Consider the following 21,787-nt stretch of genomic DNA (forward strand, 5'->3'; position numbering starts at 1 on the left):
GCGCGCCCGGCTTCATCGCCAGCTGCAAACCGCTTATTGCGACATCGCGCCCGATGCAGGGTGATTCATACCCATCGCATCGTGCTTCTTCATCTTGCTGTTTTTCTTCATCGCATCGTGCGACATGCTGTCTTTCTTCATCGCGTCGTGCGACATCGCGTCCTTGCTCATGGCGTCATTCGACATCGCACCGCTCGCCTGCGCAAATGCAGCCGTCGTGCCCATCGCCATCGCTGCTACGAATACAGCCGTCATCAGTCGTTTCATTGCTCATCTCCTTGGTGGGTTGAAACGGTATCCGGCCAGACCGGAACCAGAAAAAAGCAGAACAGCACTCAGGAACCGCCGAACCAGTTGTAGCCCTGGTCGACCCAATACCCGCCCGGATAGGTATTGGTGACGAAGATCTCGACGATGTGCTTCGGGTTCTTGTAGCCGAGCTTGGTCGGCATGCGCAGCTTCATCGGATAGCCGTATTTCGCGGGCAGACGCTGGCCGTCGTATTCGAACGTGAGCAAGGTCTGCGGATGCAGCGCCGTCGGCATGTCGATGCTCTCGTAGTAGTCGTCCGCACAGCGAAAGCCGACGTACTTCGCCGTCGTGTCCGCGCCTATGCGGCGCAGGAATCCCGCGAACGGCGTGCCGCCCCAGCGCCCGATCGCGCTCCATCCTTCGACGCAGATATGCCGCGTGATCTGCTCCGCGTGCGGCAGCGCATAGAGTTCGGGCAGCGTCCACACGCGTTGTCCCGTCACGAGGCCGCTCACTTTCAGGCGATAGTCGCTGCCATCCACGGCGGGCACATCGTCGATGCCATAGAACGCGTTGAACGGAAACGGCCGCGTCAGTTGCGCTTCCGTGTACGTCGGCGCGAGCTGGTTCGGATCGAACAACAGTGCTTGCGCGCGGTCGTTGAGACGCGAGACCGCCGTCAGAAACCTGTTGACGGAATCGTCGTCGGTGATCGAGCAGCCTGTCAGCAGCGACAGTCCGCCCAGCGTCAGCATGCGTTTGCCGAACAGACGCCGCGACGGCATCTCCAGTTCGCGGCTTGCATCCGCGAGAATCGAAGCGCGGTCGAGCTTGACGGTCGGTTTGGCGCTGGTTTTCATGGGGTTTCCTCGTGCAAAGATCAGCGGCCGCGCAACATGGTCAGCAGCGAGCGCGGCACGAGCGCGACCATCGCGACATGCACGACGACGAACGCCGCCATCACCGCCATTGCGCAGAAGTGAACGATGCGCGCGTTGTCGTAGCCGCCCATCAGTTCGCGCAGCAGCGGAAACTGCACGGACTTCCAGATCGCGAGACCCGACAGCACGAGCACGATCAGATCGACGATGACAGCCAGATACGCGAGCTTCTGCACCGCGTTGTACTGCCGCAAATCCGCGTGGGACAGCTTGCCGCTCGCTGCGGCGACGAAGTCGCGCAACACGGCGCGCGGCGAAAGCGGAAAGAACTTCGCGACCAGGCGTCCGCTCGCGATGTTGAGCGCGAGATACACGATGCCGTTGAACACCAGCAGCCACATCGCGGCGAAGTGCCATTGCAGCGCGCCGCCGAGCCAGCCGCCGAGCGTGATCGACGGCGGAATGACGATGCTCCTGAACACGGGCGAAGCGTCATAAATGCGCCAGCCCGAGAACATCATGACGAGCGCCGCCAGCGCATTGAGCCAATGCGTGATGCGCAACCACAGCGGATGAATGGGCGGATTGCGCTGAACGCCTGCGTGCGCTGGAGTGAGTGACGCCTTTAACGTGTCCATGTCGATCACCGTGACGGTCGGATACACGTAAATTCGCCGGGAATGGGCGGCCGGTTACAGCGCGGCGCGAAGAAATATTTTTTGTGCGGGCTGTAACCGGCCACTGCGGAAGAGCGAATTAACCCGTTAAAGGAGGCGGGTGACGACGATGGACGATGACCGCGCTATAGTGGCGCATCACGGCTTCGGCTTGACGGAAGCCATCGATATGAAGCTGGCCGCTCCCCTCGCGATCGCGACGGTAAGCCATGCGCACGCGTCGTCTCGCCGTTCCGCCAACACGGGAGTCAATTTGCAAGAAGCGGAAAGCCGCCTGAAAGCGTTGTTCGTCCGCGGTCTCGACGGCGACGCCGACGCTTATCGAAGCTTTCTGCAAGCGCTCACGCGACATCTGCGCGCGTTTCTGCGCAGACGCATCCCGCACTATCGCGACGATGTGGAAGACCTCGTTCAGGAGATTCTGCTCGCTGTGCACAATGCGCGTCACACCTATCGTCCGGACGAGCCGCTGACGGCCTGGCTGCATGCCATTGCCCGCTACAAGCTGATGGATTTTTTCCGCTCGCGCGCGCGCCGCGAATCCCTCAATGATCCGCTCGACGACCACGCCGATCTGCTCGCCGACACCGACGACGAACCGGCGCAGGCGCGTCACGATATCGGCAAGCTGCTCGAACACCTGCCCGACAAGCAGCGGCTGCCTATCGTTCATATGAAGCTCGAAGGCCTGTCGGTCACGGAGACGGCGCGTATCACGGGACTGTCCGAATCGGCCGTGAAGGTCGGCGTGCATCGCGGCCTCAAGGCGCTGGCGACGCTCATACGGGGGCTGCGATGAAGACCGACGATCTCATTGGCCTCCTGTCGAACCAGGTCACGCGCATCGACCGGGGCGTCGTCGCGCGACGCTTCATCAAGGCGCTCGTGCTAGGCGGCTTGGGCTCGCTGATCCTGATGAGCGTGGTGTTCGGCGTGCGGCACGATCTGGCGAGCGTCGCGCGCACGACCATCTTCTGGGCCAAGATGGCGTATCCGCTGGCAATTGCAGTCGGCGCGATGCTCGCCGTGATGCGGCTTGGCCGGCCGGGTGCGCGTGCGGGCTATTCGTGGGCGCTGATCGCGTTGCCGTTCGTCGCCGTGTGGGCGGCGAGCATGGTCGTGCTGGACGGCACGGCGCCCGCCGGACGATGGGCGGTCGTGCTCGGCCAGACCTGGCGCACATGTCCGTTCAACATCATGCTGCTGTCGCTGCCGACCTTCCCCGCCGTGTTCTGGGCCGTCAAGTCGCTCGCGCCCACGCAGTTGCGGCTCGCGGGCGCCGTCGCCGGCCTGCTCGCGAGTTCGACCGCGACGGTCGTGTACTGCCTGCATTGTCCCGAGATGAGCCCGGCGTTCTGGAGCGTGTGGTACGCAATCGGCATGCTGGTTCCCGCGGGCATCGGCGCGTGGCTGGGGCCGAAACTCCTGCGCTGGTAAGGCTGATGAAACACAGTGTTGCAGCACCGGACGGGTTGACTTTAATTTAGATGATGACTAACATCTAATCAACCTGTTACCGAGCACTGCAATCATGAGGAAATCGAGAGCGGAAACGGCCGATACGCGCCGCAAGATCGTCGAGGTCGCGGCACGGGAGTTTCGCGCCAACGGCATCCAGGGCACTGGCCTCGCCGATCTGATGTCCGAAGCAGGGCTTTCGCACGGCGGCTTCTACCGCCATTTCGAGTCCAAAGATCAGCTGGTGGCGGAAGCATGCGAGGCGGGACTGAACGCGATCATCCATAAGCTCGACAGCGTCGCCAAAGCCAGCGCGGCTGATGACGGCTTCAAGGCGATCATCGACGCCTACGTGTCCAGTTCACACCGCGACCAGCGGGCGGAAGGCTGCCCGCTTGCCGGAATGGGCAGCGAGCTTGCCCGGTCCGACGACAAGACGCGCGCCGTCGCGGCACGCGGCTTCGATGGCCTCGTCGAAGTCCTCGCCAAACGATCGAAACGCCGGCAGCGCGCAGTGGCGAAATCGGAAGCGGTCTTCGCACTCTCGGCGATGATCGGCGCGCTGACGATGTCTCGTATCGTCGACGACCCGGACGCGTCAGCCGCCATTCTGCAAACCGTCAGGGAACACCTCACCGCGATGTAGATATCCCTGCCGTCGAATCCGAACCGATTACGCGCGCCGCTAAATGTGCGTATGCACTTTCAAAAGATATCGAAGTGACGATCCGATCGCGGCGATATCCGGCAGTCCCCTGCACTCACGTCGAGTGCCACACCGTTAGATTGGAGAGTCCATCATGCAGCAACGCAAATTCCTCATCACTGGCGCCACCGGCAAGACAGGCGTTCACACCATCCGCCATCTGCTGAACGACGGGCACGCCGTTCGCGCCTTCGTTCATTGCGAAGACGAACGCAGCGCGGCGCTGCGCGCCCAGGGCGCCGAAATCGTCGTCGGCGATCTGCTCGAACACGACGACGTGCGGCGCGCGATGGACGGCGTTACGGGCGCTTACCTGTGTTATCCCGTGCGGCCAGGCTTCATCCAGGCCACGTCGTATTTTGCGGAGGCGGCAAAGCGCGCAGGCGTCGAGGTCGTGGTGGAGATGTCGCAGATTTCCGCGCGCGAAGACTCGAAGAGCCACGCCGCACGCGACCACTGGATCGCGGAACGCGTGCTCGACTGGTCGGGCGTGCCGACCGTGCACATTCGCCCGACCTTCTTCTCCGAATGGCTGGTTTTCCCGTGGGTGCGCGATCAGATCGTGCAGGAAGGCAAGATCACACTGCCGTACGGCGACGGACGTCACGCGCCGATTGCGGGCGAGGATCAGGCCCGGCTCATCGCCGCCGTGCTCGCGCAGCCGTCTGACCATATCGGCAAGACCTATCCGCTGCTCGGGCCCGTCGAGATGAATCAGCGCGAAATCGCCGATGAAATGAGCGAAGTGCTCGGCCGCAAGATTACCTACAGCCCTTCGACCATCGAGCAATACCGCACGCATCTCGAGCGTTACGATCTGCCCGAATTCATCATCCAGCATTTTCTTGCGATCGCCATCGACTATCAGAATGGCATTTTCTCGGGCGCCGACGGTGTGATCGGTGAAATTACTGGGCGTGCCCCTCAAACCGTCAGCGACTTCGTGAAAGCGCATCGCCAGGCGTTCGAGCAGTAACGAACGACGCATGCGGCTCGCACCGGCGGGCCGCATTTTTCACGCACGACGCGAAAAGCGCCCTCATTTATTGTTGACAATAAACAGAACGTGCCGCAATGTCTGCGCAGACAACGTACGAGCGCCGATACTCCCGGATCGATCTCCATGAACGACAACAGCAGCCTGCCGCATGCTTTCGACCTCCTCCGGCGGCAATCGCTCGCCATGCTCGTGCAGGAGAGCCTTCACCGCAGCATCCTGTCGGGCGAGTACGCGCCCGGCGAGAAGCTCAATGAAGCCGATATCGCCACGCGTCTGAACGTATCGCGTGGCCCTGTGCGCGAAGCTTTCCGCGCGCTGGAAGCGTCGGGGCTTCTGAAGACGGAAAAGAATCGAGGCGTGATGGTGCGTGTCGTGTCGCTGCGCGAAGCGGAAGAAATCTACGAAGTGCGGGCGATGCTGGACGAAGCGGTCGCACGCAAGCTCGCGAATCACATGCCGCCCGAGACGCTCGACACACTGAAGAGCATCGTCGCGGCGATGAAGGCCGCAAAGAAAACACGCGATCTCGCGCGCTATACGGAACTGAACCTGCAACTGCACGACGCGATGATTGCGGGCGTCGGCAATCAGCATCTCATTGCGACGTACCGCCAGCTCGTGCTGCAACTCGGATTGCTGCGCCAGGCCGCGATCGAAACGGACCATAGCGCGTTGAGCGAATCCATCGCCGAACACGAGAAGATCGTGAATGCGCTCGCGAGCGGCGATGAAGAACGTGCGGTCTCGCTGGTGCGCGAGCATGTCGCGCACGGCATCGCGAGAATGCGGCGCGCACACGAGCAATGGATCGAAGCCGGCCGAACCAATGGAGCATCCGTCACGTAGCGGTAAAGCCCGCCATGCTTCAAAAAAAGCCTCGCGCATCACCGCCACCGCGCGAGGCCTTCGGGTCACGCCATGTCCTTCACGCCAGCGCTTTCGGCGACACCTGCGAAATCCCCATCGCCTTCAGCGTCTCGGCGATCGCCGCAACAGCGCCGGGAATCCCCGCCTCGCCGAAGTGCCCGATGCATCCGACGCGGAACGTTTCGATCTGCGTGAGCTTGCCCGGATACAGGATGTAGCCGTGCCGCTTCACTTCCTGATAGAAGGTCTTGAAGTCGTATGCGGGATCGTCCGGTGCGTGGAATGTCACGATGATGGGCGCCTGAATCGACGGATCGAGGAACGGCCTGAAGCCGAGCTTCGCCATGCCGTCGATCAGCGCGCGGCAGTTGCGCGCATAGCGTGCCCCGCGCGCTTCGAGGCCGCCCTCGTCCACATACTGCGCAATGGCCTGATCGAGCGCGGCGACGACATGCGTCGGCGGCGTGAAGCGCCATTGCATCGTGCGGTTCATGTAGACCCACTGGTCGTACAGATCCATCGCCAGCGAATGGCTATTGCCCTCGCAGCGCTCGAGCACGCTGCGCCGGACGATCACGAATCCCATGCCGGGCACGCCTTCCAGGCACTTGCCCGAAGCCGCGACGACGGCGTCGAACGGCGTCTGGCGCGCATCGATATCGATCGCGCCGAATGAACTCATCGCATCGACAATCAGGCTGCGCCCGTGCTTCGCCACCACCATCGCGATGTCGTGCAGCGGATTCAGCACGCCCGCGCCCGTTTCGCAGTGAACCAGCGCGACGTGCGTGATGGACGGATCGGCGGCGAGCACGCGGTCGATGTCGGCGGCCCTGACCTGCACGTCCTCCGGATAATCGATGGTCTGATGACGCCGCCCGAGTGCGCGGCAGATCTTCGCAATGCGCTGGCAATACGCGCCGTTGTTCGGCACCAGCACATGGCCGTCGCGCGGCACGAGCGTACCGATCGCAGCTTCGACCGAGAACGTGCCGCTGCCTTGCAGCGGCACGCATTCGTGCGTCTCTTCGCCATGCACGATGCGCAGCGTCTCGCGGCGGATGCGCGCGGTGATCTGGTTGAAATCGCCGTCCCACGAACCCCAATCGCGCAGCATGGCCTCGCGCGTGCGGTCGGACGTGGTGAGCGGGCCGGGAGTGAGCAGAATCGGTTGACGGGGCAGATTCACGGTATCTCCTTGGTGGACACGATGAGGGTTCGGTTCAGCCACGGCGCGTGGTGCGCCATGCCTGGGTTCGACGCAACACGCCGTGCGATACGCCGGCGAACAGCAGACATGCACATGCAGCCGTGACGAGAACGAGCGTCGCCATCGCGGCGGCCGGTCCGATCTGACCGGCGTCGTCGAGGTTCAGGATCGCCACCGAAGCGGGCTGCGTGTCGGGCGAATAAAGGAACGCGACGGCCGACACCGTCGTCATGCCGTTGACGAACAGATAGCGCGCGATCTGCAGGATCGACGGCAGACACACGGGCACGGTGACGCGCCAGAACGTCTTGTAGAAAGGCACTTTCAGCGAAGCCGACACCGCTTCGAATTCGTTGTCGATCTGCCGCAAGGCCGTCACCGCCGTCAGATGACTCGACGAGTAGTAGTGCACCACCGTCACCACGGCGAGCAGCGCGAGTGTGCCGTAGAGGCCGTTGAGGGGATTGGCTGGCGCATTGAACAGAAAGATGTAGCTGATGCCGAGCACGAGTCCCGGCACGCCCATCGGCAGGATCGCGCAGAGGTTGATGAAGCCGCGCAGCCAGCGCGGCCCGCGCGTCTTCTCGACGAGATACGCGCCGCCGAACACGATGGCCGTGCCGCCGATCGCCACGCAGGCCGCCATCCGCAGGCTGTTCTTGTACGCATCGAAAATGCCCGCTGCAATCAGCCCCATCTTGTAGTGCTGCAAGCCAAGGCTCATCTGATACGGCCAGAACTTCACGAACGACGCGAAAACCGAAATGCCGACCACGGCGATCATCAGCACACAGATGAATGCGCAGTACGCGAGCATCGCCATGTCGAAGCCGCGCGACGGCTTCGGCTGGAACGGCGTCGAACGCGCGCCGAGTTGCGACTGCTGTTTGCGGCGGATCAGGAAGTCGACGGCGAACGCGACGAGCGCGGGACACAGCAGCAGCAGACTCACGACGGCGCTGCGGTTGAAGTCCTGCAAGCCGATGATGAGCTTGTAGATATCCGTCGACAACACCGTGTACGGCCCGCCGATCACGACGGGAATGCCGAAGTCGTTGATGCAGATCGTGAACGAGACCATCGTCGCGCTGATCAGGCCGTACTTCGCGCCAGGCAGCGTGATCGTGACGAACTTGCGAAAGCGGCTCGTGCCCATCGCATCGGCGGCTTCGTACAGGCGGCCATCGGAAAGCGCCAGCGCCGTGACGAGGATCATCAGCACATGCGGGAACGCCGCGTACACGAGACTGCAGACGATGCCGGAGAAGCCGTAGATCGAATGTCCATGCAACAGCGGCTTGAGCAGCCCCGAGTTGCCGAACCAGTATATGAACGACACGGCAGACAGCAATGTAGGCGCGAGCAGCGGCAGCAGCGCCACCGTGCGGACCGCGTTCTTCATCGGCATGCACGAGCGCGTGAGCGCATACGCGAACGTGAACGCCATCGGAATCACGATCGCCGTCACCGTGCTCGCAACGGCCACGGAATGCAGCGCCGACGTCCAGACCGCGCTATTGCCCAGATAGCCGGTGAAGTTCGCGAGCCCGATGAAGCGGCCGTCCGCATCGACGAAGCATTTGCCGATCACGAGCGCGAGCGGCACCAGCAGAAACATGGCCAGCATCGCCGACATCATCAACAGCGCGAGCTGCGCGATCCGGTCGTGCCAATGCGTGATTTGCCGTACTTCGGCGTGCGCTTCGTCATCGCCGCGGCGTTCGATCAATACGGCGCTCATTGCAGACGCTCCTTCGCGGCCGTGAACACGCACACGTTTTCGCGTTGAATGGCAAGGTCGCAACGCGCGCCCGTTTGCAGGCCCGTGCGGCGCATCTCATGGAACGACAGGTCGGCGACGATCTCCTGGCCCGTCAGTCCGTCGACCTTGAAGCTGACGCGGCAGAATGCACCGAGAAATTCGAGCTTCTCCACGCGCGCGGCGAGCCGGTTGTCGGGCGCGCCGCCGGGCAGGCCGATATGGATGTCTTCGGGACGCACGAAAGCGGAGACCTGCGACCCCACTGCCGCCTGCGCCGTACCGCAGCCGTAATGCAGGCCGATCTCGCCTGCCTTCAGCGTGCCGTCGCGCATCACTTCGGCGGGAATCATGTTGACCTTGCCGATGAAGTCCGCGACGAATGGCGACGCGGGCTCGCGATAAATCTCGGGCGGCGTGCCGATCTGTTCGATCACACCTTGATTCATCACGACGATGCGGTCCGCCATCGACAGCGCTTCTTCCTGGTCGTGCGTGACCATGATCGTCGTCACGCCGAGCCGTTGCTGCAATTGCCTTATCTCCTGGCGCAGACGGACGCGCACGCGCGCATCGAGCGCGGACAGCGGTTCGTCGAGCAGCAGCAAGCCCGGCGACGTCGCCAGCGCACGCGCGAGCGCAATGCGCTGCTGCTGGCCGCCCGACAACTGGTTCGGATGCTTGCGATGCGAGTCGGGCAAGCCCACCAGCGCAAGCAGTTCATGCACGCGATCGGCAATCGCCGCGCGCTTCATCTTGCGGTTCACGAGGCCATAGGCGACGTTGTCGAAGATCGTGAGATTCGGAAACAGCGCATACGACTGGAACACGATGCCGTAGTCGCGCAACTGCGGCGGCAGGCGCGAGATGTCGCGGCCGTCCTGCATGATGCGGCCCATGCTCTGCGTTTCGAGCCCCGCGATGATGCGCAGCAAGGTCGTCTTGCCGCATCCCGAGGGCCCTAGAAAACACAGCATCTCGCCCTTCTTCACGCCGAGATCGATATCCTTCAGAACGGGCGTTTCGTTGAACCGCTTTGAAACCTGCTCCACGCTCAAATACGCTGTCATCTGATCCTCCGCCTTCGCTACGCTTTCTGCGTCCCGGCGACACACTCACGCGATGCGCGTGCGCCGCCGGCGTGGTCGAAGCGCGCCTGAGTCATCACCCCGCGCGCTTCACGCGAACATCCGCGCTACTTCTGCTCCTTGCTGCCGTAGCGCTTCTGCCAGTCGTCGAGAATCGACTGGCGGTTCTTCGCGGACCAGACGAAGTCGTTCTTCACGAGCATTTGCGAGTAGTTGTCGGGGATGCCGGAAAGCTTCTTCGCGACGCCGGGATACGCGACGATCGCCCACCATTGCGCGGTGATCTCGTTCGCCTGGCGGCTCGCCATGAAGTCGGCGAGCTTCTTCGCTTCTTCGGGATGTCGGGTCGTCTTCATCACGCCCGTCGCTTCCATGTCCCAGCCGAGCCCTTCCTTCGGAAAGATCAGGTCGATGGGCGCGCCTTGCGCCTGCAATTCATGGCCGCGGAATTCGAATGAGATGCCGATCGGAAATTCGCCCGTGCCCGCCAGCGTGCAAGGCTTCGAACCGGAGTGGACGTATTGCGCGACGTTCTTGTCGAGCGCGTCCATGTACTGCCAGCCCTTCTCGTCACCGAAGGTTTGCAGCCACGACGTCACGTCGAGATAGCCCGTGCCCGACGAGACCGGGCTCGGCATCACGATCATCCCTTTGTAGACAGGCTTGGCGAGGTCTTCCCACGACGTCGGCTTCGGCAGATGGCGCTTTTCCGCTTCGACGCGGTTGTAGCAGATGGTTGCGCCCCACACGTCCATGCCGACCCAGTGCGGCGGATTGTTGGTGTCGCTGTATTTGCGCGTGAGACTGTCGAAGCCCTTCGGCGCATACGGCATCAGCATCCCTTGCAGATCGAGCACCGTCAGGCTCGACGCCGCGAGACCGAGCACGACGTCGGCGCGCGGGTTGTTCTTTTCGGCGAGCAGCTTCGCCGTGACCGCACCCGTCGAATCGCGCACCCAGCGAATCTCGATGTCGGGATTCGCTTTCTCGAACGCGTCCTTGTACGGCTTCATCGCCTCGTCCTCGAGCGCCGTATAGACGAGCAACTGCGTCTTCGCGTGCGCGGCCTGAACGGCCCCGAACGCCACCGACACCGCCACGGCACAACGCGCCGCCACTTTCAGAAAACCCTTGCAACCGTAGAAACCCGTTCCTTCCTTCATCTCCAGACCCCTTTGATAAGTGGCGTCGCAGCCAGCGACGGAAATGGCCAGTGCTGCGCAATGCGGCCCTTTTGCTGCTTTCTCCCGACAAATGCGTTTCTTGTTGTCTGTTGTTGACAATCTACAAAGCGTCAATTTTAATGTCAAGTATTGCCGCACAATGCCACACAACGCCACATCATCAATTCCCGGATTACCCTGGTCAAAGGAGAAGCGAATGAGCACATCCCCTGCATCCGTCGAAGTGAACGGCCGCCGCTACAACTGGATGCGCAGCCCCGTCGTCGTGGTTTGCGTGGACGGCTGCGCGTACGAATATCTGGAGATGGCGGCCGCCGCAGGCGTCGCGCCGTTTATCGGCAGGCTGTTGAAGCCGGCCACCGCGCTTCGGGGCGACTGCGTCGTGCCGAGCTTCACGAACCCGAACAACCTGTCGATCGTGACGGGCGTGCCGCCCGCCGTGCACGGCATCAGCGGCAACTACTTCTTCGATCGCGAGAGCGGCACCGAGGTGCTGATGAACGATCCGAAGTACCTCGTCGCGCCGACCGTCCTCGCGCGTTTCGCCGAAGCGGGCGCGAACGTCGCCGTCGTCACCGCGAAGGACAAACTGCGCCGCCTGCTCGGCAAAGGCCTGAAGGGCATCTGCTTTTCATCGGAGAAGGCGGACGAGGCGACGCTCGAAGAAAACGGCATCGACGGCGTGGTCGAACTGGTCGGCAAGCCGGTGCCGGGCGTCTACAGCGCGGATCTTTCGGAATTCGTATTCGCGGCGGGCGTGCGGCTGCTGGAAACGCGCGACATCGATCTGATGTATCTGTCGACCACCGACTACGTGCAGCACAAATGCGCGCCCGGCACGCCCGGCGCGAACGCGTTCTATCAGATGATGGACGGCTATCTGCAACGGCTCGACGAGCTGGGTGCGATCGTCGCGATCACGGCGGATCACGGCATGAACGCGAAACACAACGAAGACGGCGAGCCGAACGTGATCTATCTGCAGGAGCGTTTCGACGAATGGCTCGGCAAGGACGCCGCGCGCGTGATCCTGCCCATCACCGATCCCTACGTCGTCCATCACGGCGCGCTCGGCTCGTTTGCAACCGTGTACCTGCCGCCGTCGGCGGATATCGAGGCGCTGCGCGGCAAGCTCGCCGGCGAGCCCGGCATCGAACTCGTGCTGACGAGCGCGGAAGGCTGCGAGCGCTTCGAGTTGCCGCCCGCGCGAATGGGCGATCTGATCGTGATCTCCGGGCGCGATGTCGTGCTCGGCACGCAGCGCGCAAAGCACGATCTTTCCGGACTCGACGCGCCATTGCGTTCGCACGGCGGCCTTGCCGAGCAGACCGTGCCGCTGATCTTCAGCCAGCCTGTCGCGAAGTCCGCCGCGCAACGCGCGCGTCTGCGCAACTTCGACGTCATCGACATTGCACTCAACCATCTCCAGTGACGAGGAATCGTTCATGAACGCTATTGCAGACACGACGAAGGGACACGCGCAGGTTCGCCACGAAGCGCTGCGCATCGACGGTGAAAAGCTCTATCGCGACGAAGTGATCGAAGTGCGCAATCCATACGACGGCGCGCTCGTCGGCACCGTGCCGAAGGCGACGCTCGACGACGTGCGCCGCGCGTTTGCGGTTGCGCGCGCGTATCGCCCGGCGCTCACGCGCTATGAGCGCGCGGCGATCCTGCGGCGCGCCGCCGATGCCGTGCGCGCACGCACGCAGGAAATCGCCGCGCTGATCACGGCGGAAGCCGGTCTGTGCATCAAGGATTCGACCTACGAAGCGGGACGTGTCGCCGACGTGCTGGTGTTCGGCGCGGGTGAAGTGCTGAAGGACGACGGCCAGATCTTCTCGTGCGATCTCACGCCGCACGGCAAGAAACGGCGCGTGTACACGCAACGCGACCCGCTGCTCGGCGTGATTTCGGCCATCACGCCATTCAATCATCCGATGAATCAGGTCGCGCACAAGATCGTGCCGTCGATTGCGACCAACAACCGCATCGTCGTGAAGCCGTCGGAAAAGGTGCCGCTGTCGTGCTATCTGCTCGCCGACATCCTGTACGAAGCAGGCCTGCCCGTGCAGATGCTGCAAGTCGTGACGGGCGACCCCGCCGTGATCGCCGACGAACTGATCACCAACCGCGCAATCGATCTGATTACTTTCACGGGCGGCGTATCGATCGGCAAATCGATCGCGTCGCGCATGGGCTACCGGCGCGCGGTGCTCGAACTGGGCGGCAACGATCCCATCATCGTGATGGAAGACGCGGATCTCGACGAAGCCAGCACACTCGCCGTGTCGGGCTCGTACAAGAACTCCGGACAGCGCTGCACCGCGATCAAGCGGATGCTGGTTCATGAAGCCGTTGCCGACCGCTTCACCGATCTCGTCGTCGACAAGACACGTGCATGGAAATACGGCAATCCCGCCGATGCATCCGTCGACATGGGCACCGTGATCGACGAAGCCGCCGCGCGTTTCTGCGAACGCCAGGTGGACGACGCGCTCGCGCGCGGCGCACGGCTTCTGGCGGGCAACCAGCGCGACGGCGCGCTCTATGCGCCAACCGTCGTCGATCGCGTGACGCCCGACATGCCGCTCGTCAAGCACGAAACGTTCGGCCCCGTGTCGCCCATCATGCGCTTCGGCAATATCGACGAAGCGATCCGCATGTCGAACAGCACGGACTATGCGCTGTCGTCGTCGATCTGCACGAACCGCTTCGACTACATCACGCGCTTCATTTCGGAACTGGAAGTGGGCAGCGTCAACGTGCGCGAGGTGCCGGGCTACCGTCTCGAACTCACGCCTTTTGGCGGCGTGAAAGATTCCGGATTAGGCTATAAAGAAGGCGTGCAGGAGGCGATGAAAAGCTTCACCAATACCAAAACCTATTCGCTGCCGTGGTGAGCGTCTGACGAATGAACTGAAAGGCATCGCTTCACGGCAGGCTTGCAGTTCCATACAGGAGGCAATATGCACATAGGCGTTCCGAAGGAGATCAAGAATCACGAGTATCGCGTCGGGCTTACACCCTCTTCCGTGCGCGAGATCGTCGCTCACGGACACAAGGTGAGCGTGGAGACGGGAGCGGGTGCGGGCATCGGCGCATCGGACGATGCATACCGGGCAGCAGGCGCACAGGTCGCGCCGGATGCCGCCGCGATATTTTCAGCGGCCGACATGATCGTCAAGGTGAAGGAACCTCAGGCGCCCGAACGCGCGATGCTGCGCGAAGGGCAGATTCTTTTCACCTACCTGCATCTCGCGCCCGATCCCGAGCAATGCGCCGATCTCGTCAAGAGCAAGGCGGTCTGCATCGCCTACGAGACGGTCACGCAGCGCGGCGGCGGGCTGCCGTTGCTCGCGCCGATGTCGGAAGTCGCGGGCCGCATGTCGATTCAGGCGGGTGCGTTCTGCCTGGAGCGCGCGCATGGCGGCAAGGGCGTTCTGCTGGGCGGCGTGGCTGGCGTTCCGTCGGCGAAGATCGTGATTCTCGGTGCCGGCGTGGTCGGCAGCAATGCCGCCCAGATGGCCGTCGGCACGGGCGCGCAGGTCGTGGTGATCGATCGCAATGTCGAGGCGCTGCGGCGCATGGACCGGCTGCTCGGCGCACGCGTGATCACGGTGTACTCGAATCAGGACAATATCGAGCAGCATGTGCTCGATGCCGATCTCGTGATCGGCGGCGTGCTCGTGCCGGGCGCCGCCGCGCCGAAACTCATCACGCGCAAGATGGTCGAGGCGATGAGCGCCGGTTCCGTCATCGTCGACGTTGCGATCGATCAGGGCGGATGCTGCGAGACGGCCAGGCCGACGACGCACGCGGCGCCGACCTACAAGGTCGGCGAGGTCGTTCACTATTGCGTCGCGAACATGCCCGGCGGCGTGCCCCGCACCTCCACCTATGCGCTCAACAACGCGACGCTGCCCTTCGTCCTGCAGATCGCGGATCAGGGCTGGCGCAAGGCGCTCACCGACGACGAGCATCTGCGCCGCGGCCTGAATGTGGCGTTCGGCAAGGTGACCTGCCCTGAAGTGGCTGAAGCGCTCGGCTATGCGTGCGAAGACGCAGGGGTCATCGCCGCCGGATAGCGGCAGTCTGGAGTTGCAGCGCGGCCGGCTCGTCCGGCCGCGTTCGCGCCGTCAGCCGACCTGCTGCGTGTTGCCGTTATTGCCGTTATTGCCGTTATTGCCGTTATTGCCGTTGCCGCCCGTCAGGTAGTTGATGGCGTCGTTCGCATGGTTCGTGTAGTCGTTGCCTTTATCGACCATTTTCGCGCCCTTCATCAGGCTGCTTACGGCGCCGTCGGACGTGGTCGCGAGCTTCGCTGCCTCAGCGCCGCCGCGCGCCGCCATGACGCCCGCCTCGACTTCGGGCGCGGCTTCGGGTGCGACGACCATCGCCGCGTCGGTCGCCGCGCCGACGAACGCCTGTCCGAACTCGGACAACGCGCCCTTGATGTCGCCGTGTACGAGATCGATCGCGCCGCCCACGGTATCGGTGACGGGCGACACGATCTGCTGCATGAACCCGCCAGCCTTGTCCTCGATCTTGTTCCAGGTCTTCGACGCCGCGCTCGATCCGCGATACAGCGTATCGGTGCCGAACGCCTGCGCGAACTTCTGGTCTTCCGCGGCATTGACCTTGCCTTTGCCGAGCGAGCCTACCTGGCTGCCCAATAGCTGCGCATCCTGATCGCTGAACGTATTGGGCACGGCGCCCGTTTGCTGCTCGTTCCTGAGGTTCACCATATCGTCGACCATCGCGTTGCCGTCGCCCTTGCTGGCGTCCTGCTGAAACTTCCGGGCAAGCGCGGGATCGGCGGACTGCATGTCGGCCATCGCCTGCTGAACGCCTTGCGACAGTGCGGGCTGAGCCGCCGAGAGAATGTCTTCGGAGGGTTTCGACGTCTTGTCCTTCACACCTTTGACGATCGCGCCGATGGGATTGAAGCTCTCGAAGAACTTCGAAATGGCGTGACCCGCCCGCGTTTGACCGCCCTTGATGTAGCTTCCGCCCAGCAAGGCCTGCGCATCGCTCTTCACGTGAGCGTTGATCTTGCCGCCGCCATGGTCGTTGGCCATTTTCTGCGCGCCCGATACTTCCTCGATCGCCTGCTGTCGGGTGATCGCGCCTTCCTTGTACGCCTGCAGTTCGTCTTCGACGAGCGCATTGCCGTCGCCGCTCTGCGCGTCTTTCATCGTCTTCGCAAACAGCGTGGGATCTTTTGCCTGCGTCGACGACATCGCATTCTGGAGGTCGGTTCCGCCTTGCTGTGCATGGGCGGCCGGCGCGCCGGACGCTGATGATGTGGCGGCCGGCATGGCAGGCGTTGCAGCGCCCGAAGCAGGCGTTGCGGAAGGCAGCGCGCCCGCCGTGGCGGCCGGGTTCGCAGCGAACGCGCGATCCAGCATGGGCGCCAGATCGGCGAGCAACGCGCTGACTTCGTCTTGCCGCGCGGCCTCGGGAGTTTGCGGGTCGCGCGCGACTGAGGTGACCAAACCAGTCTGGATACCGGACACATTCATGACTTCTCTCCCAAAGAGGCTCGTTCGATCGGTTGCGAGGCGCACGGTCATCGACGCGCCATGCGTCGCGGCATGCGACCTGCGCGAATCTACGCAGCCAGGCTTGCGGATTCGTATCGCATCGGAAGAGAGAAGCATGAAAGCGAAGCTTGCCGACGCGGCCGATGGAAACGCGTGATGAATGCCCTAGTGAGAGTCCACCCGATCGCCCAGCACATCGGGCTCGCCGGGCTGCCTCGCCAGTTCGCCGAACTGCAATGCCGCCAGCTGCGCATAGAGCGGCGAACTGTGCAGAAGCTCCGCATGACGGCCTTGCGCGACGATACGCCCCTGATCCATCACGACGATGCGGTCCGCCTGCTTCACGGTGGCAAGACGATGCGCAATGACGAGCGTCGTGCGATTCAGCGCGGCGTTGTCCAGCGCCGTTTGCACGAGCCGTTCGCTCGCGGCGTCGAGCGCGCTGGTCGCTTCGTCGAGCAGCAGGATGGGCGGATCCTTGAGAATCGCGCGTGCAATCGCCAGGCGCTGGCGCTGTCCGCCCGACAGCCGCACGCCGCGCTCGCCAAGAAAGGTGTCGTAGCCTTGCGGCAACGCGTCGATAAAACCGGCAGCCGCCGCCATTTCAGCGGCGCGTTGCACCTGAGCGAGCGTGGCGTCGGGCATCCCGTAACGGATGTTGTCGAGCACGCTGCCCGAAAAAATCACCGATTCCTGCAGCACGACGCCGATCGCTTTGCGCAATGCGGCAAACGAGACCTGATCCGTCGACACGCCGTTGATCGATATGCTGCCCGATTGCGGATCGTAAAAGCGCAGCAGCAGCTGGAACAACGTGGTCTTGCCCGCGCCGGACGGTCCGACCAGCGCGACATGCTCGCCAGGACGCACGTCGAGCGAGAACGCGGAGAGCGCGGCGATGCCCGGTCGCGACGGATACGAAAAGCCGACGTTGTCGAAACGGATGCCTTCGCCATGCGCGGGCAGCGGCACGGGTGTCTGCGCTTGCGCCACGGGCGAGCGCGCGGCCATGAGTTGCAGCAGCCGTTCCGTTGCACCGGCAGCCCGCTGCAGATCGCCCCATACTTCGGCGACGGCCCCGACGGCGCCCGCCGTGAAAACCGCATAGAGGATGAACTGCGACAACTGGCCCGCCGTCATGCTTCCCGCCAGGACGGCCTGAGCGCCCAGCCACAACACGAACACGATGGCCGCGAACACGAACACGATCACCACTGCCGTCAGCGAGGCGCGGGCGCGGATGCGTGTGAGCGCCGTATCGAAGGCGCCTTCTACAGCGTTGTCGAAACGTCTCGACTCGTAGCTTTCCTGCGTGTACGACTGCACGGTCGGCATCGCGTTGAGCACTTCGCCCGCCAGCGCGCTCGCGTTCGCGACCTTGTCCTGGCTGGCGCGCGAGAGCCGCCGCACGCGCCGCCCGAAGATGATGATGGGCGCAACCACGACGACCAGCGTCGCGATGATATAGCCCGACAGCACCGGGCTCGTCGCGATCAGCATCGCAACGCCGCCGACCGTCAGCAGGAGATTGCGCAGTCCGAGCGACAGGCTCGTGCCGACCACGGTCTGGATCAGCGTCGTATCCGTGGTGAGACGCGACAGCACCTCGCCCGTCTGCGTCGTCTCGAAGAACTGCGGGCTCATCCGCATCACGTGATCGTAGACGGCGCGCCGCATATCGGCCGTCACCCGTTCGCCGAGCCACGACACCCAGTAGAAGCGCAGCGCCGTCGCGGCGGCAAGGATCAGCGAGAGAACGAAGAGCGCGATGAAGTAGCGGTCGATATGCGCGCGATTGCCGCTCGCGAAGCCGCGGTCGATCAGGTACTTGAACGCGACGGGCAACGCCAGCGTGGCGCCCGCCGAAATGACGAGCGCCAGAAACGCGAGCGCCCAGCGCGTTGCATAAGGACGGAGGAACGGAAACAGGGCAAAAAGGGGAGCGACACGTCGCGTGCGCGCGGCGGCATCGGGCATGGACAGGTTCCTGTGCGGATCGGCGATAGGTGGATTGTGCCAGTCCGCGCAGGCGCGGGTCAGGCAACGGAACGGCCATGGTAGAGTCTATGACCTTCTGTCCCTCATGTAGCCCTGTGTCTGCCCGGGGCATGCACTGTGAACATGCAGATTCCATCGATCGTGCCCGCGCGAACCGCTCTGGTAGTCATGCATTATCAGACCGACATTCTGGCGCTGTTCCCCGCCGCAGCGCCTGCCCTGCTCGCCAATACGCGCACGCTGTGCGATGCCGCGCGAGCGCAGGGCGTCAGCCTCTACTTCGCCAAAATCCACTTCAGTCCCGGCTATCCGGAAGTCAGCCCGTTGAACAGGAACGGACAAGGAATCAGACAGCTCGGCCTTTTCGTCAACGACGGGATCGCGCCCGAACTCGACCGGCGGGCCACCGAGCCGCTCATCATCGCGCATCGTGCCAGCGTGTTTTTCGGCACCGATCTGCAGGTGCGTCTGTCTGCCCAGGGTATCGATACATTGATCATGGTGGGCATTGCGTCGACGGGTGTCGTGCTGTCGTCGGTTGCATACGCAAGCGATGCGGACTTCCGCCTGTTCACGGTCAAGGATTGCTGCTACGACCCGGATCAGGTCGTGCATGATCATCTGTTTTCGACGGCATTCGATTCGCGCACGACGGTGCTCTCGCTCCCTGAAGCCCTGTCGATGCTCGCCGGGCCTGTGCGAGCATCTTGAGCCGCGACACCGCACCGCCATTCATGGATACCACGACACACCATCGTTCACGCGCTCGCAGTCTTGCTCTGGGCGCAAGTCTCGCCTTGATGGCTTTCTCGTTGCGCACGCCCGTTACGAGCGTCGGCCCGATCCTGATCGACGCGGTTCGCGCCACCCGGCTCTCATCCAGCGGCGCGAGCCTGCTGACGACCTTGCCGTCGCTCTGCTTCGGCCTGTTCGGACCGCTCGCACCATGGGCCGCTCGCCGGCTGGGCAGCGAGCGTGCGTTGCTGGCGCTGCTCATCCTGCTTGCCTGCGGCACGGCGTTGCGTGTCGTGCCTTCATGGCAGTCGCTATACGCCGGACAGATCGTCGCGTGCTTTTCCATCGGTTTGATGAACGTGCTTCTGCCCGGCGTCGTGAAACGGGACTTCCCGCATCATGTTGCGCTCGTAACGGGAATCTACAGCGCCGCAATGTGCGCCGGCGCGGCGGCCGCCGCCGCCGCGACAGTGCCCATCGCCAATCTTCTGGCCCACATGCCGGGCAACAGCGGCAACGCCGCGTGGTCGAGCGCGTTGGCAGTCTGGGCCCTTCCCGCCGCGATCGCCGCCGTCATCTGGCTCGGTCAACTGCCGCCCGTCGAACCGGGCGCACAAAAGCGCGCGTCGGCTATCGGACGTTTGTTGCGGGATCCGCTTGCATGGAACGTCACCCTGTTCATGGGCACGCAATCGTCGCTTGCGTATATTGTGTTCGGCTGGCTGCCGACCGTCCTGCGCATGCGCGGCATGAGTGCAGTCGATGCAGGCTTCATGCTGTCGCTGAGCGTGATTGCCCAGGCGGGCGCGTCCCTGCTACTGCCCGTTCTGGTTGCACGGCTGCCTGACCAACGGCCGGTGAATGCCGGTGCATTGTTGCTGGCCGGCGCGAGCCTCATGGGCTGTTTCTTCGCGCCGCTGTGGACCATGTGGGGTTGCGCCATTCTGCTCGGCATTGCGCAAGGGGCGGCATTCACGCTCGCCCTCACCGTTATCGGACTGCGTTCGCATGATTCGCGGGTGGCCGCACAGCTTTCCAGCATGGCGCAAGGTATCGGCTACCTGCTGGCATCCGCCGGCCCCTTTATTGCGGGCGCCCTGCTCCACGCGACAGGCTCGCTATCCAGCCTCGCGGGCTTATGCGCGGGCATCTGCGTGCTGTCCGCGTGGTTCGGTTATGCGGCAGGACGACGCGCGCACCTGAAACTCGCCAGCGACTGATCTTGCCACCGGACTCTCCCACTATCGCAACATGCGTCGTTCAGATCCTGAATGATCAACTGTCTGCCCAGAAAGACTTTGCGAACACCGGTCGCCGCATCGCTCCGCTGATCGCGAAGCGGGCTGTGTTCAGCGACGACCGCATCATGCGTCGCATCGACGGCAGCCACTTCTGGGTGACCGTATGCGGCTTCGGCTTCAATCCGAAACGCCCTTATGAGTTGGCTCTGTGGACATTTTCCGACCTGTCGCTCAAGGACAAGCACTCGGACTTCACGACTCTGCTGACAGCGCGCGAGCGCGATGTGGCCGCGCTCGTGGTACATGGGATGACAAGCAAGGAAATCGGCAAGGAACGGAGATCAGCCCGCGGACCGTCGACATCCATCGGGCCAGCCTGTTGCGCAAATACGATGTGAAAACGACCCAGGACCTGATCAAGCGATTGCTAGCGTAGAGGGCTTGCCATTCATCCTCTTGAAAGCGTCTCACGGTGCGCTGTCACCAGATCGGCCATGCTGTCGAAACGGAAGTCGATTCGCGGTTGCATACCCGGATCCATCGTCGCACCGAAGCCTCGCTGTGCATGACGTCGATAAATCCAGCATGAAGCGAGACCCGCCTCATTAGCGGGCTTGTGATCGTGGAAGAGGCTTTCAGCCGTATGGAGGATTTTCTCCTTGCGCACGCCGCAGCCTGCAAGCTTGTCGAGCAGGTACTGGAAGTTGCGCGGCGACGGCTTGTACGATCCGATGTCCTCCGCCGTCATGACTGCGTCGAACCGGACCCGCAACTTGCTGTTGCTATAGGTGAAGCTCTCGTTGTCCACATTCGACAGGATGACCAGCCTGTAATACTGCGCGAGATATTCCAACGCGTCGGCCGAATCCGGAAACGCAGGCCAGTCGCGAATCGACCTGCCGTACGTCACGCACTCTTCATGCGAGTAAGCAACGCCCCACTCTTCCGCGAGTCGCTTGTACACGATAGCCAGCAGTTCCTGATAACGCTTGCCCGGCGTGTACAACTGTTGCGACGACTCGTGCCGTGCATGCGCTTCAAGAACCTGATCGCGCGTCGGCGCAGGCTCAATGCGATCCAGCAGCGGACGAAGGCCCTCGAAAATGCCGGTTTCCCAATCGATCAGCGTGCCGTAGCAGTCGAATGTCAGGGTATCGAAGTCGGTCAGTTGCACGGCGATCCTCT

General features: G+C 63.2%; 21 protein-coding genes. 11 read left to right on the plus strand and 10 right to left on the minus strand.

Annotated elements, in window-relative coordinates:
* Window positions 1-33: 33 nt before the first annotated feature.
* The 3 genes from FRZ40_RS19420 to FRZ40_RS19430 form a co-directional block, all read right to left on the minus strand.
* Window positions 34-267: a pentapeptide MXKDX repeat protein gene (locus FRZ40_RS19420; protein WP_028367904.1), complete on the minus strand. Its 234-nt coding sequence runs from the start codon at window positions 265-267 to the stop codon at window positions 34-36.
* Window positions 268-335: 68 nt separating this feature from the next.
* Window positions 336-1,112: a molybdopterin-dependent oxidoreductase gene (locus FRZ40_RS19425; RefSeq protein WP_147235238.1), complete on the minus strand. Its 777-nt coding sequence runs from the start codon at window positions 1,110-1,112 to the stop codon at window positions 336-338.
* 20 nt (window positions 1,113-1,132) lie between these two features.
* Complete coding sequence (locus tag FRZ40_RS19430) at window positions 1,133-1,771, minus strand: cytochrome b/b6 domain-containing protein (protein ID WP_028367902.1); 639 nt, start codon at window positions 1,769-1,771, stop codon at window positions 1,133-1,135.
* A 292-nt stretch (window positions 1,772-2,063) separates the two neighbouring features.
* Between FRZ40_RS19430 and FRZ40_RS19435 the strand changes: the two genes are divergently transcribed.
* The 5 genes from FRZ40_RS19435 (at window position 2,064) to FRZ40_RS19455 (ending at window position 5,820) form a co-directional block, all read left to right on the plus strand.
* Window positions 2,064-2,609, plus strand: coding sequence for a sigma-70 family RNA polymerase sigma factor (locus tag FRZ40_RS19435; protein WP_028367901.1), 546 nt, complete (start codon window positions 2,064-2,066; stop codon window positions 2,607-2,609).
* Window positions 2,606-3,247 (plus strand): DUF1109 domain-containing protein, encoded by a 642-nt coding sequence (locus tag FRZ40_RS19440; RefSeq protein ID WP_147235239.1) that lies wholly within the window; start codon window positions 2,606-2,608, stop codon window positions 3,245-3,247. The genes FRZ40_RS19435 and FRZ40_RS19440 overlap by 4 nt, the downstream gene beginning before the upstream one ends.
* A 94-nt stretch (window positions 3,248-3,341) precedes the next feature.
* Window positions 3,342-3,914, plus strand: a complete 573-nt coding sequence (locus FRZ40_RS19445; protein WP_028367899.1) for a TetR/AcrR family transcriptional regulator — start codon at window positions 3,342-3,344, stop codon at window positions 3,912-3,914.
* A 154-nt stretch (window positions 3,915-4,068) separates the two neighbouring features.
* Complete coding sequence (locus FRZ40_RS19450; protein ID WP_147235241.1) at window positions 4,069-4,950, plus strand: NmrA family NAD(P)-binding protein; 882 nt, start codon at window positions 4,069-4,071, stop codon at window positions 4,948-4,950.
* Window positions 4,951-5,097: 147 nt separating this feature from the next.
* On the plus strand, window positions 5,098-5,820 hold the full coding sequence (locus FRZ40_RS19455) for a phosphonate utilization associated transcriptional regulator (protein WP_028367897.1): 723 nt from the start codon (window positions 5,098-5,100) through the stop codon (window positions 5,818-5,820).
* Between the two features lie 79 nt (window positions 5,821-5,899).
* Here FRZ40_RS19455 and FRZ40_RS19460 read toward each other — a convergent pair whose 3' ends face one another.
* The 4 genes from FRZ40_RS19460 to FRZ40_RS19475 all read right to left on the minus strand — a co-directional run bounded on the left by FRZ40_RS19460 (window position 5,900) and on the right by FRZ40_RS19475 (window position 11,061).
* Window positions 5,900-7,030 (minus strand): 2-aminoethylphosphonate--pyruvate transaminase, encoded by a 1,131-nt coding sequence (locus FRZ40_RS19460; protein WP_028367896.1) that lies wholly within the window; start codon window positions 7,028-7,030, stop codon window positions 5,900-5,902.
* A 34-nt stretch (window positions 7,031-7,064) separates the two neighbouring features.
* Window positions 7,065-8,792, minus strand: a complete 1,728-nt coding sequence (locus FRZ40_RS19465) for a putative 2-aminoethylphosphonate ABC transporter permease subunit (protein WP_028367895.1) — start codon at window positions 8,790-8,792, stop codon at window positions 7,065-7,067.
* A complete protein-coding gene (locus FRZ40_RS19470; protein WP_028367894.1) occupies window positions 8,789-9,880 on the minus strand; it encodes a putative 2-aminoethylphosphonate ABC transporter ATP-binding protein in 1,092 nt (363 codons plus the stop codon). The genes FRZ40_RS19465 and FRZ40_RS19470 overlap by 4 nt, the downstream gene beginning before the upstream one ends.
* 125 nt (window positions 9,881-10,005) lie before the next feature.
* A complete protein-coding gene (locus FRZ40_RS19475; RefSeq protein WP_028367893.1) occupies window positions 10,006-11,061 on the minus strand; it encodes a putative 2-aminoethylphosphonate ABC transporter substrate-binding protein in 1,056 nt (351 codons plus the stop codon).
* Window positions 11,062-11,278: 217 nt separating this feature from the next.
* Between FRZ40_RS19475 and phnA the strand changes: the two genes are divergently transcribed.
* From phnA to ald, 3 genes are all read left to right on the plus strand, one after another.
* Window positions 11,279-12,514: a phosphonoacetate hydrolase gene (gene phnA / locus FRZ40_RS19480; protein WP_028367892.1), complete on the plus strand. Its 1,236-nt coding sequence runs from the start codon at window positions 11,279-11,281 to the stop codon at window positions 12,512-12,514.
* Window positions 12,515-12,527: 13 nt separating this feature from the next.
* Window positions 12,528-13,985 carry a phosphonoacetaldehyde dehydrogenase gene (gene phnY / locus FRZ40_RS19485; RefSeq protein ID WP_028367891.1) on the plus strand — a complete coding sequence of 486 codons (1,458 nt, stop codon included), beginning with the start codon at window positions 12,528-12,530 and terminating at the stop codon, window positions 13,983-13,985.
* A gap of 66 nt (window positions 13,986-14,051) precedes the next feature.
* The gene (gene ald / locus FRZ40_RS19490) at window positions 14,052-15,170 is read left to right on the plus strand and encodes an alanine dehydrogenase (RefSeq protein WP_147235243.1); all 1,119 of its coding nucleotides are present in this window, start codon (window positions 14,052-14,054) and stop codon (window positions 15,168-15,170) included.
* 51 nt (window positions 15,171-15,221) lie between these two features.
* Here the strand turns inward: ald and FRZ40_RS19495 are convergent, their stop codons facing one another.
* Window positions 15,222-16,607 carry a hypothetical protein gene (locus FRZ40_RS19495; protein WP_147235245.1) on the minus strand — a complete coding sequence of 462 codons (1,386 nt, stop codon included), beginning with the start codon at window positions 16,605-16,607 and terminating at the stop codon, window positions 15,222-15,224.
* Window positions 16,608-16,793: 186 nt separating this feature from the next.
* Window positions 16,794-18,605, minus strand: coding sequence for an ABC transporter transmembrane domain-containing protein (locus FRZ40_RS19500; RefSeq protein WP_147235247.1), 1,812 nt, complete (start codon window positions 18,603-18,605; stop codon window positions 16,794-16,796).
* A gap of 144 nt (window positions 18,606-18,749) precedes the next feature.
* Between FRZ40_RS19500 and FRZ40_RS19505 the strand changes: the two genes are divergently transcribed.
* The 3 genes from FRZ40_RS19505 (at window position 18,750) to FRZ40_RS19515 (ending at window position 21,000) form a co-directional block, all read left to right on the plus strand.
* Window positions 18,750-19,337 (plus strand): cysteine hydrolase family protein, encoded by a 588-nt coding sequence (locus tag FRZ40_RS19505; protein ID WP_147235249.1) that lies wholly within the window; start codon window positions 18,750-18,752, stop codon window positions 19,335-19,337.
* Window positions 19,338-19,360: 23 nt separating this feature from the next.
* Complete coding sequence (locus FRZ40_RS19510; protein WP_035542455.1) at window positions 19,361-20,581, plus strand: CynX/NimT family MFS transporter; 1,221 nt, start codon at window positions 19,361-19,363, stop codon at window positions 20,579-20,581.
* 146 nt (window positions 20,582-20,727) lie between these two features.
* A complete protein-coding gene (locus FRZ40_RS19515) occupies window positions 20,728-21,000 on the plus strand; it encodes a helix-turn-helix domain-containing protein (protein ID WP_240057236.1) in 273 nt (90 codons plus the stop codon).
* 50 nt (window positions 21,001-21,050) lie between these two features.
* Here the strand turns inward: FRZ40_RS19515 and FRZ40_RS19520 are convergent, their stop codons facing one another.
* The gene (locus tag FRZ40_RS19520) at window positions 21,051-21,776 is read right to left on the minus strand and encodes a haloacid dehalogenase type II (protein ID WP_147235251.1); all 726 of its coding nucleotides are present in this window, start codon (window positions 21,774-21,776) and stop codon (window positions 21,051-21,053) included.
* Window positions 21,777-21,787: the final 11 nt, after the last annotated feature.

Source organism: Paraburkholderia azotifigens (genome assembly GCF_007995085.1).
GTDB lineage: Bacteria > Pseudomonadota > Gammaproteobacteria > Burkholderiales > Burkholderiaceae > Paraburkholderia > Paraburkholderia azotifigens.